This window comes from Rhodococcus sp. BS-15 (assembly GCF_000813105.1).
Taxonomy (GTDB): domain Bacteria; phylum Actinomycetota; class Actinomycetes; order Mycobacteriales; family Mycobacteriaceae; genus Rhodococcoides.
The window spans coordinates 1-15,129 of record NZ_BAOX01000100.1 but is presented as its reverse complement, the minus strand read 5'-3'; the positions used below and the strand labels follow the sequence as shown (position 1 = coordinate 15,129).

At 64.8% G+C, this 15,129-nt stretch carries 11 protein-coding genes and 1 pseudogene; 5 read left to right on the top strand and 7 right to left on the bottom strand.

What is annotated here, in order from left to right; genetic code table 11:
* Positions 1-1,016: MFS transporter (locus RHBS_RS13440; protein ID WP_128645785.1), on the top strand; the 1,016-nt coding region annotated here is incomplete at its 5' end.
* On the opposite strand, the gene RHBS_RS13435 is transcribed toward RHBS_RS13440, so the two are convergent.
* From RHBS_RS13435 to RHBS_RS28990, 6 genes are all read right to left on the bottom strand, one after another.
* Positions 995-1,900: a cutinase family protein gene (locus RHBS_RS13435; RefSeq protein ID WP_128645784.1), complete on the bottom strand. Its 906-nt coding sequence runs from the start codon at positions 1,898-1,900 to the stop codon at positions 995-997. The two genes, RHBS_RS13440 and RHBS_RS13435, sit on opposite strands and share 22 nt — an antisense overlap.
* A gap of 198 nt (positions 1,901-2,098) precedes the next feature.
* A complete protein-coding gene (locus RHBS_RS13430; protein ID WP_037195349.1) occupies positions 2,099-3,550 on the bottom strand; it encodes a glutamate synthase subunit beta in 1,452 nt (483 codons plus the stop codon).
* Positions 3,543-8,132, bottom strand: coding sequence for a glutamate synthase large subunit (gltB, locus tag RHBS_RS13425; protein ID WP_094632140.1), 4,590 nt, complete (start codon positions 8,130-8,132; stop codon positions 3,543-3,545). The genes RHBS_RS13430 and gltB overlap by 8 nt, the downstream gene beginning before the upstream one ends.
* A gap of 724 nt (positions 8,133-8,856) precedes the next feature.
* Positions 8,857-10,251 (bottom strand): hypothetical protein, encoded by a 1,395-nt coding sequence (locus RHBS_RS13420; RefSeq protein ID WP_237669202.1) that lies wholly within the window; start codon positions 10,249-10,251, stop codon positions 8,857-8,859.
* Positions 10,252-10,630: 379 nt separating this feature from the next.
* Positions 10,631-11,725 (bottom strand): hypothetical protein, encoded by a 1,095-nt coding sequence (locus RHBS_RS13415; RefSeq protein WP_050955239.1) that lies wholly within the window; start codon positions 11,723-11,725, stop codon positions 10,631-10,633.
* A 193-nt stretch (positions 11,726-11,918) separates the two neighbouring features.
* A complete protein-coding gene (locus RHBS_RS28990; RefSeq protein WP_006368863.1) occupies positions 11,919-12,089 on the bottom strand; it encodes a hypothetical protein in 171 nt (56 codons plus the stop codon).
* A gap of 782 nt (positions 12,090-12,871) precedes the next feature.
* Here RHBS_RS28990 and RHBS_RS30530 point away from each other — a divergent pair.
* The 3 genes from RHBS_RS30530 to RHBS_RS13405 all read left to right on the top strand — a co-directional run bounded on the left by RHBS_RS30530 (position 12,872) and on the right by RHBS_RS13405 (position 14,541).
* Positions 12,872-13,204 carry a hypothetical protein gene (locus tag RHBS_RS30530; RefSeq protein WP_237669201.1) on the top strand — a complete coding sequence of 111 codons (333 nt, stop codon included), beginning with the start codon at positions 12,872-12,874 and terminating at the stop codon, positions 13,202-13,204.
* Complete coding sequence (locus RHBS_RS30525) at positions 13,120-13,812, top strand: Fic family protein (RefSeq protein ID WP_237669203.1); 693 nt, start codon at positions 13,120-13,122, stop codon at positions 13,810-13,812. The genes RHBS_RS30530 and RHBS_RS30525 overlap by 85 nt, the downstream gene beginning before the upstream one ends.
* Before the next feature lie 120 nt (positions 13,813-13,932).
* Positions 13,933-14,541, top strand: a complete 609-nt coding sequence (locus tag RHBS_RS13405; protein ID WP_006368860.1) for a hypothetical protein — start codon at positions 13,933-13,935, stop codon at positions 14,539-14,541.
* 162 nt (positions 14,542-14,703) lie between these two features.
* Here RHBS_RS13405 and RHBS_RS28985 read toward each other — a convergent pair whose 3' ends face one another.
* Positions 14,704-14,868: a hypothetical protein gene (locus RHBS_RS28985; protein WP_176126787.1), complete on the bottom strand. Its 165-nt coding sequence runs from the start codon at positions 14,866-14,868 to the stop codon at positions 14,704-14,706.
* A gap of 1 nt (position 14,869) precedes the next feature.
* On the opposite strand from RHBS_RS28985, the pseudogene RHBS_RS13400 reads away from it, so the two are divergent.
* Positions 14,870-15,129: pseudogene (locus RHBS_RS13400) on the top strand (acyl-CoA desaturase); the annotation flags it as partial.

Below are 15,129 nucleotides of genomic sequence, written 5' to 3'. Positions count from 1 at the left end.
GTTCGGTGTTCCTGATCAACATCCCGATCATGGTCGTACTCTTCGTCGCGGCCCCACTTCTGGTCCCCGAGTTCAAGGACACCGACCCCGGCAGATTCGACCCGATCAGTGTGGTCCTCGCGATCTCCTCGATGCTCTCGATCGTCTTCGCCATCAAACACGGCGCGCAGGAGGGAATCGACCTCGCAGCAGCCGTGAGTGCGGTGGCCGGGCTGGCATTGGGCGCGGTGTTCGTTCTCCGGCAGCGCAGGGCCGCGAACCCGCTGATCGACGTCACGCTGTTCGCCGAACGAGCCTTCAGCGCAGCGGTCGTGGTGCAGTTCCTGGTCATCTTCGCGATGACCGGATTCAGCCTCTTCGCCTCCCAGTACCTTCAGCTCGTCGTCGGTCTCGGACCGCTCGAAGCCGGCCTGTGGCTGCTGGTTCCCGCCGTCGCCGCAGCGGCCGGTGCCGTGCTCGCACCGACGCTCAGCAAGGTGATCCGGACGGGCACGATCATTGCGGGCGGACTGTTGTCCATCGCCATCGGTTGCGCGGCAATGGCATTCGTGAACGCCGATTCCGGGCTACCGTTACTGCTCACCGGTATGGCCGTGCTGACCTTCGGGATCGGCGCTGCCTCGACGCTCAACTCCGACATCGTGCTCACCGCCGCGGCTCCCGAAAAGGCCGGGGCCGCATCGGCATTGTCCGAAACCGGAGCCGAATTGGGCGGAGCCGTCGGTATCGCCATCCTCGGAACGATCGGCAGTACCGTCTACCGACACCGCATGGACGACGCCATCCCCGCGCAGACGCCCGCCGAGATCGCCGATCCGGCACGAGAGACCATCGGTGGTGCCGTCGCCGTCGCCGATTACCTACCGGAGCCGTTCGCCTCGCAACTGACTGCAGTCGCGAACTCGTCGTTCATCGACGGCTTCACTCTTGCGTCGGGTGCGAGCGCCGTCCTGATGGCCGTCAGTGCAGTCACCGTCTTCGTGCTGCTCCGCCGTCAGACCGCTTCGGTGAGGTAGCGCGCCAACCACCGCGTCGCGGACTGGCCGTTCTCGACGTCGTAGCTCTGGTACTCCTGGTGGATGCCGGAGCGGTAGAACGCCTCGATCTCCCTCTGACGCTGAGCGTTCGCCTGGTCGGTGAGCTGGCCCTGCAACACCGGCAGACCACCGGCCGCTGCGAGGTCCGCGATCAGCGACTGTGCTTCCTGCGAGTACTGATCGGCGACGTTCGGCGCGGGGTTGGAGGACACTGCCAAGAATCCGGCCAACCGCGCGACGTAATCGTCCTTGGGCGTCGAGCAGTACAGATCGCCGACGGCACAGAACGTCCGCACCACGGGGCTGACGTAGCCGAATCCGCCGACCCGGGGTCCACCGACACCGGTTCCGACCACGGCCGGCCCCACCAGAGCGTCGGTATCGGAGCGCTTCGGGTCGGAGATCAAGCCCACCGCCACCACCTTGTCCGCGGGAACGACGCCGACTCCGGTGCCGATGGCCGCGGCGAGATCGCCCGCCGCGTCGGCTCCCTGGCTGTAGCCGATGATGCCGAGTTTCGTCGCACCGCAACGATCCGCCATCGCCTTCAGCATCCCGCCCGCGTTGGCGACGGCTGCGGCGCGGGACTGCCCGTACACCTCACCCTCCCAGGGGAACGCGGTGGCGGGATACGAGACGTAGTCGGTACGGATGCCGCTACCGAGACGATCGGTGACGTCGGTGAGCATCCCCGGCTTCGGTGCGGCACCCGAGCTCGTCTCCCAGGTTCCCGGAATGGCCACGACGTACATCGTCGGGCAATCGGCAGGGTCTGCGGCGGCGGGCGATGCCGCTCCGACGACCAGCCCGGACGCAACAGCTGCAGCGACGCCGATACCGGCGCAGATCTTCTTGACACTCATGGGGAGGGGGCCTCACTGGGTGATCGAACGCTTCGTTTGTTCGATCACCACAATGACAGCGGCCTGTGACCATCAGATGCCCACATGGTTAACGGACGTAACCGTGTGGCCGGCGTCGTGAAACGCAGACGAGCTCGACGTTGTGGACGGGATCGGACCGCAATCCGTCCACAACGTCGAGCTCGGCGAGAAAAGCTACTACCGCTGCGGTGCCTGGGTCGGCACGATCGGCGACGGCAATGCGGTTGCTCCCTGCAGGAAGGTGTCGACGGCGGCCGCGCAGGAGCGGCCCTCGGCGATGGCCCACACGATGAGCGACTGGCCACGACCCATGTCTCCGGCGACGAACACACCGGGGACGTTGGTGACCCACTCGTTGGTGCGCTCGACGTTGCCACGCTGGTTGAAGTCGACGCCCAGGTCGGTCAGCAGACCGCCCTTGTCCGGTCCGACGAATCCCATGGCGAGCAGAACCAGATCGGCCTCGAGGGTGAACTCGCTGCCCTCGACCTTCTCGAACTTGCCTGCCTTGAACTCGACCTCGCAGGCTTCGAGCGCGGTGACCTTGCCGTCTTCGCCGACGAAACGCTCGGTGTTGACCGAGAAGACGCGTTCGCCACCCTCCTCGTGTGCCGAGGCAACCCGGTACATCAGCGGGTACGTCGGCCACGGGGTGGACGTCGCACGCTCCTCGGGCGGGCGGGCCATGATCTCGAACTGGTGGACGCTCTCGGCGCCCTGACGGTGCGAGGTACCGAGGCAGTCCGCGCCGGTGTCGCCGCCGCCGATGATGACGACCTTCTTGCCCTCGGCGCTGACGGGCGGCGCAGCGAAGTCGCCCTGCTGGACGCGATTGGCGTGCGGCAGGAACTCCATGGCCTGGTAGATGCCGTCGAGCTCGCGGCCCTCGATGGGCAGGTCGCGCCATGCGGTGGCACCGCCGGAGAGGACCACGGCGTCGAACTGCTCGCGCAGTTCGTCGGCCGAGATGTCCACGCCCACATCGACACCGGTGCGGAAGACGGTGCCCTCGGCCTCCATCTGCGCCAGCCGACGATCGATGTGGCGCTTCTCCATCTTGAACTCGGGGATGCCGTAGCGCAGCAGTCCACCGATGCGATCGGCACGCTCGAACACCGTGACGGTGTGGCCTGCGCGGGTGAGCTGCTGCGCTGCAGCGAGTCCCGCGGGGCCCGATCCGACGACGGCGACGGTCCTACCGGTCAGGTGGGTCGGGTAGACCGGCGTCACCCAGCCTTCTTCGAAGGCCTTGTCGATGATCTCGACCTCGACCTGCTTGATGGTGACCGGATCCTGGTTGATGCCCAGGACACACGACGCCTCGCACGGGGCGGGGCACAACCGTCCGGTGAATTCCGGGAAGTTGTTGGTGGCGTGCAGCCGATCGATGCTGTCACGCCAGCGGTCCTTGAACACCAGGTCGTTCCACTCGGGAATCAGGTTCCCCAGTGGGCAACCGTTGTGGCAGAACGGGATACCGCAGTCCATGCATCGACTTGCCTGGGTGCGCAGGGTGTCCTTCGAGAAGTCTTCGTAGACCTCTTTCCAGTCCATCAGGCGCAGGTCGACGGGCCGCCGCTTGGGCACCTCGCGAACCGTGTTCTTCAGAAATCCCTGTGGGTCACCCACGAGCTGCCTCCATGATCGCTTCGTCCACGTCCGCGCCGTTCTTCTCGGCTTCGGAGATGGCCAGCAGTACCTTCTTGTAGTCGCGAGGCATGACCTTCACGAAATGGTTCACCTGCTGTGACCAATCCGCGAGGATCCGCTCGGCCACCTCGGAGCCGGTCTGCTCCTGATGGCGAGTGACGATGTCGCGGAGCCAGGTGAACTCGTCACCCTCGAGCTCCTCGATGTCGACCAGCTCGGTGTTGAGGTTGGCCTCGAACGTCTTGTTGGGATCGAAGACGAACGCGACGCCACCGGACATACCGGCACCGAAGTTACGGCCCGTCGTGCCCAGAATGACGACCTTGCCGCCGGTCATGTACTCGCAGCCGTGATCGCCGACGCCTTCGACGACGGCAACGGCACCGGAGTTACGAACCGCGAAGCGCTCACCGACGACGCCGCGGATGAGAGCCTCACCGCTGGTGGCACCGAACAGGAACACGTTTCCGCCGATGATGTTGTCCTCGGCGACGAATCCCTTCGGGGCGTTCAACGACGGCCGCAGCACGAGATGTCCGCCGGACAGTCCCTTGCCGACGAAGTCGTTGGCGTCCCCGTTCAGGCGGAGCGTCATCCCGGACGGGACGAACGCGCCGAAGCTGTTGCCTGCCGAGCCGGTGAACGTGATCTCGATGGTGTCGTCCGGCAGTCCGACGCCGCCGTACGCCTTGGTGACCTCGTGCCCGAGCATCGTGCCGACGGTGCGGTTGACGTTGGTGATCTTGGACTCGAACGCGACCTTCTCGCCCTTGTCCAACGCATTGCGGCTGGCCGCGATGAGCTGCTGATCGAGTGCCTTGTCGAGACCGTGATCCTGGACGCCGGTGTTGTAGAGGTTCTGGTTCATGAACGCCGACTCGACCTCTTCGAGGATCGGCGACAGATCCAGCTTCGACGCCTTCCAGTGCTCCTTGGCCGCGGTGGTGTCCAGCAGACCCACCTGACCGACGGCCTCGTCGAGCGTGCGGAATCCGAGCTCGGCCATGAGCTCGCGAACCTCTTCGGCGATGAACATGAAGAAGTTCTCGACGAACTCCGGCTTGCCCGCGAAACGCTTGCGCAGCAACGGGTTCTGCGTCGCGACACCCACGGGGCAGGTGTCGAGGTGGCAGACGCGCATCATGATGCAGCCCGAGACGACAAGCGGAGCGGTGGCGAAACCGAACTCCTCGCCGCCGAGCAGAGCGGCAACCATGACGTCGCGGCCGGTCTTGAGCTGACCGTCCACCTGCACGACGATGCGATCGCGAAGGCCGTTGAGCAGCAACGTCTGCTGGGTCTCGGCCAAGCCGAGCTCCCACGGTCCACCCGCGTGCTTGACCGACGTCAGCGGCGTCGCGCCGGTGCCGCCGTCGTGGCCCGAGATGAGCACCACGTCGGCGTGCGCCTTGGAGACACCGGCGGCGACCGTTCCGACGCCGACCTCGGAGACCAGCTTCACGTGGATGCGGGCCTGCGGGTTGGCGTTCTTCAGGTCGTGGATCAGCTGCGCGAGATCCTCGATCGAGTAGATGTCGTGGTGCGGCGGCGGCGAGATCAGGCCGACGCCGGGCGTCGAATGCCGAACCTCGGCGACCCACGGGTACACCTTGTGCGCCGGAAGCTGGCCGCCCTCACCGGGCTTGGCTCCCTGCGCCATCTTGATCTGGATGTCGGTGCAGTTGGTCAGGTAGTGCGAGGTGACGCCGAAGCGTCCCGACGCGACCTGCTTGATGGCACTGCGTCGCCAGTCGCCGTTCTCGTCCGGCTCGAACCGCGAGACGTCCTCGCCGCCCTCACCGGAGTTCGAGCGCCCGCCGAGACGGTTCATGGCGATGGCGAGGGTCTCGTGCGCCTCGGCCGAGATGGAGCCGTAGCTCATCGCACCCGTCGAGAAACGCTTGACGATCTCGCTGGCCGGCTCGACCTCGTCGATCGAAATGGCTTGCCGCTCTTCGGTCTTGAAGCGGAACAGACCACGCAGCGACGCGAGTCGCTCGGACTGGTCGTCGACCATCTTCGTGTATTCCTTGAAGATGTCGTACTGGCCGGTGCGGGTGGAGTGCTGCAGCTTGAACACCGTGTCCGGGTTGAAGAGGTGGTACTCCCCTTCGCGACGCCACTGGTATTCGCCACCGGTCTCGAGCTCGCGGTGCGCGCGCTCCTGACGGTTGTCGAGGTACGCCACGGCGTGCCGCGCTGCGACGTCGTCGGCGACCTGATCGAGATCGATGCCGCCGAGGTGGCTGTTGAGGCCGGTGAAGTACTCGTCGACCAGTTCCTGCGAGAGGCCGATGACCTGGAACAGCTGAGCTCCGGTGTACGACGCGAGGGTCGAGATGCCCATCTTGGACATCACCTTGAGCACACCCTTGCCCGCGGCCTTGATGTAGTTGGTGACGGCCTTGTCGAACTCGATGTCGGTGAGGGCGCCGCGCTCGATCATGTCCTCGATGGACTCGAACGCCATGTACGGGTTGACCGCTGCGGCACCGAAACCGATGAGCAGAGCCATGTGGTGCACCTCGCGGGCGTCACCGGCCTCGATGATCAGGCCGACCTTGGTGCGGGTTCGCTCGCGGACCAGATGGTGGTGCACCGCGGCGGTGAGGAGCAGCGACGGAATCGGAGCGAGCTTCTCGCTGGACTCGCGGTCCGAGAGCACGATGATCCGGGCGCCACCCGAGATGGCTGCGGAAACCTGAGCGCGAATGGCCTCCAACGACTTTCGGAGGCCCTCACCGCCCTCCGCCACCGGGTAGAGACCGCGCACGACCACCGAGCGCAGCTCTTCTTGAGTGCCCTCGTCGTTGATGTGGACGAGCTTGGCGAGGTCGTCGTTGTGCAGGATCGGCTGCGGAAGCACGATCTGCTTGCAGCTGTCGGCACCCGGGTTGAGCAGATCGCCCTCGGGTCCGATGGTGCCGCCGAGGCTGGTGACGATCTCCTCGCGGATGGCATCGAGCGGCGGGTTGGTGACCTGCGCGAACAGCTGCGAGAAGTAGTCGAACAGCATCCGCGGGCGAGCCGACAGTACGGCGATCGGGGTGTCGGTACCCATGGAACCGATGGCCTCGGCACCGGACTTCGCCATGGGCGAGACCAGCACGTTCAGTTCCTCGGTGGTGTACCCGAAGATCTGCTGACGGATGAGCACGCGGTCGTGCGGCATGTGCACGTGCGGACGCTCGGGCAGATCGTCGATCGAGGTCAGGCCCTCGTCGAGCCACTGCTGGTACGGATGCTCGGCAGCGAGCTCGTCCTTGATCTCGTCGTCGGAGACGATGCGGCCCTGCGCGGTGTCCACCAGGAACATGCGGCCCGGCTGCAGGCGAACCTTGCGGACGACCTTCGACGGATCGATGTCGAGAACGCCGACCTCGGAGGCCATGACGACCAGACCGTCGTCGGTGACCCACAGCCGGCTCGGGCGCAGGCCGTTGCGGTCCAGGACCGCGCCGATGACGGTGCCGTCGGTGAAGCACACCGACGCCGGTCCGTCCCAGGGCTCCATCAGCGAGGAGTGGTACTTGTAGAACGCCCGACGAGCGGGGTCCATGGACTCGTGCCGCTCCCACGCCTCGGGAATCATCATCAGCACGGCGTGCGGCAGACTGCGTCCACCGAGGTGCAGCAGCTCGAGCACCTCGTCGAAACGTGCTGTGTCACTTGCTCCGTGAGTGACCACGGGGAAGATCTTCTCGAGCGCCTCGGAGCCGCCGAACACGTCGGAGGTGATGAGCGCCTCGCGGGCACGCATCCAGTTCTCGTTACCGGTGGCGGTGTTGATCTCGCCGTTGTGGGCGACGCGTCGGAACGGATGCGCCAGCGGCCACGACGGGAACGTGTTGGTCGAGAAGCGCGAATGCACAAGTCCCAGTGCGCTTTCGACGCGCTCGTCCTGCAGGTCGAGGTAGAAGCCCTTGAGCTGAGGCGTCGTCAGCATGCCCTTGTAGACGAAGGTCTGCGAGGACAGTGACGGGAAGTACACGGTCTCGCGGCCGGGGCCGTCCTTGCCCGCGCCCTCTTCGCCCAGCTCGTGCTCGACGCGCTTGCGGATGACGAACGCACGACGCTCGAGTTCGAGGTCGGTGATCGACGCGTCGGGGGCAGCGAGGAACAGCTGACGGAAGGTCGGCATCGCGTCGCGCGCCAGAGCGCCGAGGGAGGAGTCGTCGGTGGGAACCTCACGCCAACCGAGGACCGTCAGGCCCTCGCTGACGACGATGCGCTCGACACCCTCGCAGGCGCGTGCTGCGTCGCTGCGGCCCTGCGGAAGAAATGCGACACCGGTTGCGTACGCGCCGGGCGCGGGGAGCTCGAAATCTACGACGGCGCGGAAGAACGCGTCCGGAACCTGGATCAGAATGCCCGCACCGTCACCGGTGTTCGGTTCGGAGCCGGCAGCACCGCGGTGCTCGAGGTTGACCAGGGCGGTGATCGCCTTCTCGACGATGTCGCGACTGCGTCGACCGTGCATGTCCACCACGAACGCGACACCACAGGAGTCGTGTTCGTTGGCGGGATCGTAGAGGCCTTGCGGGCCCGGAGTGTGCTTCATACCTAGCCTTCGGATAAGTCCAGCCTTGATACTCGTCGGCGACGGTGTGGTGTAACCGGCTGCACGAACGGCCTGCGGTGCGTCCTCGCCGTTGAAGCTGCACCTGTCGATCGTCGACGCTTTCCTCTGCACGAGCAGGTAGGCGCGTGGTAGAAAAGTGAGGTCGGGCGGATCCGGCCGTGGTGAGGCCGATCCAACTACGAACGATAAGTCAGTACCTGGGTGCCCCCGCAAATAAGGTAAGCCTATTATGGGCTCTCACCTGCGAATTTCCGTATGCGAGACGTCCTCGGGACCGGCACTTCGACTCCACTGCCGACATCGGCCGAAAATCACACGCCTGTAAGACGATTCGATGCAGGACACCTGGAAAAAACTACTGGCCGCAGCGATCGAATCAGCTGCGGCCAGTGTGGTGAGCGGTTCTCGAATGCACGTGAATCGCACATTCCGGGATGGATTTCCAACGATTAAGTGCCGAAATTCCAACGATTACTTCGCGGCCGGACTCCGACCTGGAGTACCTGTAGCGGGAGCTGTGGGGCATCTTGGGGGCCGCGAGTTCGACCCGCGGTCGCGGTGGTGCGGTTGGCCCTTCGCGCGGGAGCGGGCGAGCTGGCTCCTTGCCTTCTGGTGGGGGTCAGATTTCCCACGATTACTTTGTCTACGGTCATACGACGAGTGGCCGGCCCAACTTGGTTGGGCCGGCCACTCAGGTAACTATCTACGTGCGCGGTGGTGTTCTGGTCGGTGGGTATCCGAGGTCTGCCTGGAGTTGTCGCATCCGGCGGTTGATGGACTCGCCGCGCGGTCGTCTCTCAGCGTGGCTTCGCTGCGCCGAGAGGTTGGCCACTACGACTGCGAGTGCGAGTGTGATCGCGATCATCGGTTGTCGTCGCGGCCCCGACGTCAGGTCTGAGAGTCCGGTTACCGATCTCGACTTGAGGATGCTGAACCTTTGCTCGGTGAGCGCTCGAGCGGCTTCGAAGTAGACCATGTGCTCCCACGAACCTGGTGTTAGCCCGAACTGGGCCATCCTGAGCTGATCCGGAGACAGCCCGACGGTTATTGCTGGGCTGTCGCAGCACGAGTACTGGTCCGCTGTCCACGTTGGTTCGAGCGTGGGGACATCTCCGTGGATATCCATCGACTCCGGTCGGAGCGGACAACGAACGCGGCCGAACGCCGCCGGGCAAACGAGCTGCGTCTTGACGAGCTCGGGCGCTTTCGGGCGAATGTCGGACGGCTGGCCCCGCTGCATCACACCGTGAACTGGCCGCGAGTTCCTTCCCATGAGAAGCGGGAGAGTCCGTTGCAGGCGGCGGTCGTGGTCTGCGAATCCGGGCGGCTTCGACGCCAACATCTCTCGCCCTGGCGGCACCGTGACCTTCTCTGCAATGTCGGTTATCGCAGGGCAGTAAAAGTCCCCTGCGACCATGATTGGCCCGGGTTTCCGGCCGCCTTCAGTGGCGGGCAGGCTGTCATGAATCATGATCCAGTGCTTTGGGTACCGCCCCACGTATGCGTACTGTTCGCGCACCATCGAGTCGGCGAAGCCTCGCTTGGAGTTGTATCCCATGTCGACGGTGAGATAGGGCCAGCGCGTTCGGGTGCCGTCCTTGCGCGCAGTCAGTCCGTTCTCCTTCGCATGTGCCAGCGCCCGGAGGACCGCGCCAGCGTCCCCGGATGTCGGGGGGTGTACGTCGATGCCGATGATGACGGGAGCTACGCCGTGCATACGGTTGGGTTCACCGATCCGCGTGAGCGCTGTGAGGCCAATACCTACTCCGCTCTTCGTGAGAGCAGCCTTCTGACCGTCGGTGCGGACCTTGTTACTGCGGTCACGCCCATACGGCTTGGCGAAAGGAGTGGCACCACGCCGCTTATCGCTCGCGACGCCCAGGCCGGTCATGTTCGTGGCGAGGTCGAAGATCGACTCGTCCACGACGAGATCGCCTGCGCATCCCTCGGGTGCGCGGTCCAGGACTGAGCCAGCCACCAGGCTGTTGGCCACCTTCGAGAGCAGCTCGGCTGCGTGATGCGATGCCTGTTTCTGTTCGCGACTCCGCCTGCGGACGATCTGCTGATGCTCTTCGTTGGTGATGCGCCGTGCTGGCAAGTCCGGGTCGGGGTCGATCGGCGCCAGCTCCTGGCGAGGAATGCATGGAGCCGGGCGTACTCGGTACGCGAACTGGTCCGAACAGGATCGAGATCCTGCCCGTCCATGCCGACTTCAGCCAGCTGCTTCGGGGTGAAGTCACTGATCAATTGGAGAATGCCAGCAACCGTGGGAGGACGTTTGAGCATCACGCATAGCAGTGCCGATACCAGCACTGCTCGAATCGTGTACCGGACTCCGGCAGCTCGTCGACCTCCGGGCCCAACCGACTGCTGATGGATCTCATCGATCAGACGGTCAGCGCCGGATCGATCGATCACTCCGACCGCCTCGGCGAACAGCGACTCCGACACCGTGAGCGTAGGACGGAAGGTGCTGATCACGCTGGCACCCCCCGTCCATCGAGAGCGACCAACGTGGCGCGGATACCGTAGATCGGAAACGACGGCCGGTGGTCCTTGATCGATGCGAACGTGCTCACGTCGGCGAGTTGGACCATGAGGCACGCTGGGACCGTCTTCGCGAGGTCGTGTATCCATCGCTCCCGTGCAGCGAGCAAGTCGATCGACGTGTGCCCGTGCCTGCGAAGGTACTCGTTGAGACGATTGCCGAAGTTGCGGTCCGTGGGACCGATGCCGGGAGTCATCATGCTCGCGTCACCCACCTCTTTGGCACGCTGCAAGATTCGTTCCGAACGCGCGACGTCAACCACAGGTACATGGCGCACTCCGCCCGCACGGTTGGGAAGGGTCACCACAGCATGCTCACGGCCGAAGTAGGTCGTCGACGAAATCGACGTGCCCCGAACTCGCGACAGCTCACCCTGACGAACCCCCGCACCAAGGGCCAGATCCAGGCTCACGTACGCGCGCCGCTGTTGTTCGCCCGACAGGGATGCGGCGGTGCGATACCAGTCCGCGATCAACGTGTCGCTCGCCGGTGCCGCAGTACGGCGTTTCGGCTTCTTGCTCGCCGCCCTTGACAACGGGTACTCACGGGGATGGACCAGCCGGCCGACTGCGTAGTAGAGATACTGGTTCTGCCGGGCGCCCCGCTCGCGTCCCGTTGCGATCAGGTGATTGATATATCCGTCCACCACTGACCGACGGAACACTGACTGGACGTCGATCGGCAGAGGCGGCTCGACATACCCAGCGATGAACCTGATGACGTGCTGGACATGCGACATATCGTTCGCCTCAGTACCCTCCTTGAGCCGACACACCAGGGCAGCGCCAATCCTCGCTGCCGACTCCCGGAGATCCGGGTTCCCCACCGTGCTCGTCGCCTTCGACAGCCGCTCGAACCTCTCCTCCTGTCCGGCGGGCACCCATCCCCGCGGGTCTCCGGTGAATCGACCGATGGTGCGCGGTCCGACTACCGAATCGGGCAGGTCGTCCGGCTCTGGTGCAATACCGGGCAGCGCCAGCTGCGCGCGGTGCGCCTTGTAGCGAACCATCAGGGCATCACCCACCCGACACACCGCGCGCAGCGCTTGACAGTCGTACCTGGGTACGTTGAAATAAACATGGTCCTCCTTATGAGGATCGAAAATGTGATCATCTGCGGATCCAGTCCGCTCCGGAGGCCCTGGGGTACCAGCCCGGGGCTTCCGGTATGTCAGCGCCTGTGGCGCATGTCGCTACCGCACTATCTCTTCCTGCTGATCACTCCTTCTCCCGCTCATCGGCATCGATGGCCGCCACTAGTAGCCGCTGCGCCACGACCGAGACATTCCGTTGCTCATCTGCAGCAATCGACCGAAGCCGCTCAGCGACATCGGGGTCCAGCTGCAGTTCCACCCGGACACGCTTGGCCTTCTCGCGCTGGATAGCCATACAAACCTTCTCCCGGGTGCTCCCGGATCTCCCCGGGCGCGCGGAACAAACAGTACTTCGAGCTCCGCGCCTAAACTGACCTGCCAATCACAGCACTTCTGACCGCGAAGATCGACTTTTCAGAAATCCTTGTCATGGGTGGTAACAACTGCAGTCACACAAGTTTCATGTCGGCAGGCCAGGCGGCATGAGTGCCGATGGGATGATTCGCAATTGGCCCCACAAAAGATCTTGTGACAGGCATCACATAAGTCCCGTGCGAGCCTAGGGCGTGTCGTCAAACTCGACGCAAACCATCGAGGCGACGACATCTGGGAGCAAGAAGCCCCGTAGCCCCACTTGACCTCCTCAAAGTTCGCCACGACTCGGTCGCGTCAACCTTAGAACCGCCCTCACGGTCCAGCGGACCGCCGCACGCAACGCAGTTCGTGACCTCTGACCTGCATTAATCCAGCTTCACTGTACTAACATTCGACACAGCTGGCCGTAGTCAACTTTGCCCAACTGAAGACACCACGGGAGGGGCTACCCATGTGGCCGGCGCACAGCTTCGAGGTTCGACCATGGGTCTCAGCGAACCGCGCAGGCAATCGTGAGGATCGCCTGTTCACGCAGGTCACCACCGCGATACCTCCGCTCATCGCCGCTGAGACTTTCGCGGCAGACTCCGCCGTACTGCTGGCCTGCGAAAACGCGACCATCGCGATTACGCGGCTCGATGTCGGCCGAGGAGAGGCGCTCGCTCCGCTCGGTGACTTCCTCCTGCGAAGCGAAGCGAATCCGTGGCCTCATCCAAGATCGAGCACGTCAACGCCGGCTGGCGACAGCTCGGGCTCGCCATCGCCGGCGTCAAAGCAGGTAGCGAGGCGAAGTCACAGCTCGCGGCCGTGCAGGCACTCGCGACGATGATCGCTGCAGCGGACACCGGAACGATCACCGCCGCCGACCTGCTCAGCGCTCACCGCCAGCTGATGGAAGCAACGTCGCCGAGGCACGCACGGCCGGAACCTTCCGCACGGTCCAGAACTGGATCGGCGGGTCCGACTACACACCGCGCGGCGCACTGTTCGTGCCACCACCTCCGGAGCTGGTGCTCGGCCTCATCGATGACCTGATCGCCTTCGTCGCGCGAACCGACGTACCCGTCGTCGCGCAGGCGGCGATCGCTCACGCACAGTTCGAGAGCATCCACCCCCACACCGACGGCAACGGCCGCATCGGCCGCGCACTGATCAGCGCAATCCTCCGGCGGCGCGGCCTCACCCGGAAGATCACCGTCCCCCTCGCCTCCGTGATGCTCGCCGACACCGACACCTACTTCGCCACACTCGGCGCGTATCGCCGAGGCGATGCTGCAGCGTTCGTCACCTACGTAGCAGACGCTGCGATGCTGGCCTGCGCTACAGCCGACAAAGCCGCCGACCAACTCGAGCAGATGCCCGCATACTGGCGCACCCTCGCGAACCCGCGATCCGGCTCGTCGGAGGAGTCGCTCATCGACGCACTACTCGCACGCCCCGTACTCGCCGCCGACACGGCGCAAGAGATCACCGGCTCATCAGATACAGCCACCTACCGAGCCCTGAACAAGCTCACCAACGCCGGGATCCTCGAGGTCATCTCCGAATCCAAACGCGACCGCGTTTGGGCGGCAGTGGACGTGATGAACGAGCTCGAACTTCTCTCCGACGCAATAGGGCGCCGAACCGATCCGGACGCGTAGCCCGACTCGATCCCCGCAAGTCGACCAATCCCGCCCGGTCTGCCACGCTCAGGCGACCCCATGAGGATCCGAGGATTCTCGCCGATCGCACGTTTGTCTCCAACGAGAGGGGCTAAGCACATGAACGAACTCGTCCCTTCAGGCACAGGCCGCTGGAAGATCCACACCGAGGACGCAATCCACATCCTCGATCTGGACGCGGGAACACACGAACGGCGGCCACTACCGTGGCCGGACACTCAACGCGGTTTCGACGACCACCCGACCCACTATCTGATCAGCGAGGTTATTGAGTGGCCCCGCGTAGGTGATCAGTTCGTACTCCAGTGCTCTTTACGTTCAGACCCTTGGCAGCGCCGTCACGTGGTGCGGTCAGCACCCATCACGCAGATCTCAGCGGCTCAACCCGCCGCCGATGAACTCGCCGACACCCTCCCGGGGCGCCCGCGAGTTCGAATTCCCTCCGGTTGGTGCGCGCTCGTCATGCAACTCCACCAGGACCTTGTCGAACTCGAACCGCAGTACACAGTGACCGCGATCAAGGAGAAGCACCACGGGCTCCGCCTCTACATCAACCTGCCAGACCACACGCCCGACTCGGTCGCCGACGCGGCATACGCGCGTATCGACTGGGCGGAAGAGGAATCCGAGAACAGGTGCACGTTCTGCGGCGGCCCCACACCGACCCCCGGCGGCCGCTGCGGGCGACATCCAGCCGGGCCACTGTGACGCACCTGGTCCGGACCGCCCGCGTCCAGGGGCCGCCGATCACTGTGCGCACCAGGGCATGGGCCTCGCTCACTGGCCGCCGAATGGGTCTATCCCCACGTCTGCCGGCCTCGCGCCCCAGTCCCGATCCGTCGAGCGTCGCACTGAGCTGCCCTGAGAGGGTCATTCGGGGGGAGGTTCGCGCTCGTCGGGAGATGCCGGGGATACCGGCACGACCGCAGGGATGCCTGCTCGGCGCTGTTGATTGGTCTCCGCTGCTTGGAGCGCCGAGCTGTATCCCTCGACCTCGTGCATGCGTGCGATGAATTCGTCGACCGCGAGGGTCACCGTGTCTTGTAGCGAGGTGGTCCCCGAGTACGCGCACCTCACGGAGGCCGACGTCGAAACGCTCGGCGCGGAGTTGGATGCGATCCGGCGCGACATCGAGGCCGTGCGCGGCGAGACCGACGTGCAGTACCTGCAGCGCACCATCGCCGCTCAGCGCGGGCTCGAGGTAGCGGGCCGGCTGATGCTGCTGGGGGCGCACAAGCGGGGCTTCTGGTGGGGTTCCGCGGCCACCCTCGGCGTTGCGAAGATCATCGAGAACAT